The organism is Nocardia cerradoensis NBRC 101014 (genome assembly GCF_000308535.1).
In the GTDB taxonomy this organism is placed as follows: Bacteria; Actinomycetota; Actinomycetes; order Mycobacteriales; family Mycobacteriaceae; genus Nocardia; species Nocardia cerradoensis.
Genome location: NZ_BAFW01000207.1, coordinates 1 through 2,823, shown reverse-complemented (window position 1 = coordinate 2,823; position 2,823 = coordinate 1). Strand labels below are relative to the sequence as shown.

Below are 2,823 nucleotides of genomic sequence, written 5' to 3'. Positions count from 1 at the left end.
GGCGAGCCTGTACGGCATCCCGCACGTGCTGACCGCGCATTCGCTGGAGCCGCGCCGGCCCTGGAAGGCCGAACAGCTGGGCGGCGGCTACCGGTTGTCGTCGTGGTCGGAACGGACCGCGATGGAGAATGCCGATGCGGTGATCGCGGTGAGCGAGGGTATGCGCCGCGACGTCCGCGACGCCTACCCGACCGTCGACCCCGCACGAGTACACGTCGTGCACAACGGTATCGACACCCGGGCCTGGTTCCCGGGCGGTCCGGTGCCCGAGGCCCGGGATGTGCTCGCCGAACTGGGAGTGCGTGACGATGCGCCGATCGCGGCGTTCGTCGGTCGCATCACCCGGCAGAAGGGAGTCGCCCATCTGCTCGCCGCGGCCCGCGATATCGATCCCGGGATTCAGCTGGTGCTGTGCGCGGGCGCCCCGGACACCCCGCAGTTGGAGGCCGAGGCGGCCGCGGCGGTGCGCGAACTCGCCGCGACGCGGGGCGGCGTGTTCTGGGTCCGCGATATGTTGCCGACCGAGCAGGTGCGCCAGATCCTTTCCGCCGCAAGCGTTTTCATCTGTCCCTCGGTATACGAGCCGCTCGGGATCGTGAATCTGGAGGCGATGGCCTGCGGCACCGCGGTGGTCGCCTCGGATGTCGGCGGAATTCCGGAGGTGGTCGCCGACGGGCAGACCGGGCGGCTGGCCCATTACGACCCGCAGGCGCCCCGCGACTTCGAACGCGACCTCGCCGACCTGGTCAACGACCTCGCCGGTGACGCCGAGACCGCGGCGCGGTTCGGGGCGGCCGGGCGGGCGCGCGCGACGGCCGAATTCAGCTGGGCGAAGGTCGCGGCCCGCACCACCGATCTCTACGACCGCATCCGCAAGGGCTGACGGCCGGGCAGGCACCGGTCGGCGGGCCGCAGTGCCCACGAGGTGACGGTCAGCAGGGTCATGGCGCCGAGCACCCCCACTTCCGCGCGCGCATAGCCGGTGACCAGATGTGACGCGATGGCACCCGTGTACACGAAAAACATTCCGGCATAAGCCCATTCCTTGCACAGTGGGAGCCGGGGAGCGGCCAGCACGATCGCGGCCGGGAGTTTCCACACGCCGAGCAACACCAGGAAATAGCGCGGATACCCGAGATGGGTGACCACATCCGTCACGAACGGGATGCGGGCGAGATCCCAGACGCCACCCACCGCGGCCTCGGCGACGATGGCGCCGGTGGCGACCCGATAGGCGACGGTGCGGTATCGGCCGACGGCCGCAGCGGGCGCCGGTTCGCGGCGGAAGAAGCGTCCGGTCGTGGCGGTCGACGTGGCCGTACGGACCGGCTGAGAGCGGGAAAGACTGCGCATGGCTGCCTCCTGGCTGATTATGGTGAGTGGTCGCACTTGATATGGCCGCACTTGATATGGCGTAGCGCGTGGCGAGGATGTGACCGGCGTGAGCGAGCGCGAACAGGCCCTGCAACGGCTGCACGACCAGCGGCCGCGACTGCGGGCGCTCGCACACCACATCCTCGGCTCGGCGGTCGATGCGGAGGACGCGGTTCAGGAGACCTGGCTGCGCGTGCATCGCAGCCCGCCCCGCGCCGTCGGCAACATCGATGCCTGGCTCACCACGGCGGTGGCGCACACCTGTCTGGATCTGTTGCGCGCCAGGCGGTCTCGGCGCGAGTATCCGAGCGGTACCCGGCTGCCGGATCCGCTGCTCGTCGCCGATCATCGCTCGGGACCGGAAGAGCAAGCGCTGCTGTCGGATTCGGTGAGTCTGGCGATGCAGGCGGTGCTGACGCGGCTGGACCCGGCCGAACGGGTCGCCTTCGTCCTGCACGACATCTTCGCGGTGCCGTTCGATCGGATCGCCGCGCTGTTGGACCGGACCCCCGCCGCCGCACGGCAATCGGCCAGTCGCGCGCGACGGCGGCTGCGGGCCGCGCCGACGCCCGAAGGTGACCTCGGTGACCAGCGCGTTGTGGTGGACGCATTCTTCGCGGCCGCCCGTCGTGGCGACTTCGAGGCTCTGGTGGCGCAGTTGGCGCCGGATATCGTGCTCCGCGCCGACGCCGGTGCGGGAGGCGGCTGGGAGATCCACGGCCCGCGCGACACCGCCACCCGCGCCCTGCTGTTCGCCCGGCCGTCCTCGGATGTGCGGCCGGTGCTGGTGAACGGCGCCGCCGGCGCCGTGATCATGTTCGACGGACAGCCCGGGGTACTGATCGCGTTCACGGTGACGAACGAACGCATCGCGGAGATCTACGTCTATGCCGACCGGGAGCGGGTGGCGGGCTTCTTCAGGTGACCAGCGTGAACGCCGGTCAGCGGCGGTAGGTCGTGATCGTGACCGAGGCGGTAACCGGCATGGCTTCGGGGAGGTCGGCTATCGACGCTTCGCGGGATGCGGCGGCGTGGTGAGCCGACGGTCCCATGCCGACCACATTCGCGATCGCGTCGTGATCCAGAGTCATCGAGTATTCGACCGAGACCCGCCGGATCTGCCGGAATGCGCTGGACAGGGCATCGATCAGGCGTTCGTCCTTGTCCGTCTGCACACCCACCATGCCCAGTGGGGCGATGAGTTCGCCCAGGTGCCGCGGGGTGGGGGTGACGACGACGAAGGTGCCGCCAGGGCGCAGCACCCGCGCGACCTCGGCCGGGTTGCGCGGCGCGAAGACGCACAGCACCCGGTCGAGCGCATGGTCCCGGATCGGCAGCCCCCGCCACACGTCGGCGAGTATCGAGGCCGCACGCGAATGAGCGCGCGCGGCCCGGCGTGCCGCCGGTTTCGAGACGTCGAGTGCGATGCCGTGCGCGGCGGGAGCCGCC

At 70.5% G+C, this 2,823-nt stretch carries 3 protein-coding genes and 1 pseudogene; 2 read left to right on the top strand and 2 right to left on the bottom strand.

From position 1 onward, the window contains the following. Nucleotides 1–883: glycogen synthase (gene glgA, locus ON23_RS22040; protein ID WP_039780491.1), on the top strand; the 883-nt coding region annotated here is incomplete at its 5' end. Here the strand turns inward: glgA and ON23_RS22035 are convergent. Continuing rightward, the gene (locus ON23_RS22035; protein WP_083904162.1) at nucleotides 859–1,353 is read right to left on the bottom strand and encodes a DoxX family protein; all 495 of its coding nucleotides are present in this window, start codon (nucleotides 1,351–1,353) and stop codon (nucleotides 859–861) included. The two genes, glgA and ON23_RS22035, sit on opposite strands and share 25 nt — an antisense overlap. Before the next feature lie 88 nt (nucleotides 1,354–1,441). On the opposite strand from ON23_RS22035, the gene ON23_RS22030 reads away from it, so the two are divergent. After that, complete coding sequence (locus ON23_RS22030; RefSeq protein WP_039780489.1) at nucleotides 1,442–2,299, top strand: sigma-70 family RNA polymerase sigma factor; 858 nt, start codon at nucleotides 1,442–1,444, stop codon at nucleotides 2,297–2,299. A 16-nt stretch (nucleotides 2,300–2,315) separates the two neighbouring features. On the opposite strand, the pseudogene ON23_RS22025 reads toward ON23_RS22030, so the two are convergent. Beyond that, nucleotides 2,316–2,823, bottom strand: a pseudogene (locus ON23_RS22025) (methyltransferase type 11); the annotation flags it as partial.

Bases quoted from the DNA above. Each gene is read 5' to 3' on its own strand.
- ON23_RS22035 (WP_083904162.1), bottom strand. From the start codon at position 1,353: ATGCGCAGTCTTTCCCGCTCTCAGCCGGTCCGTACGGCCACGTCGACC.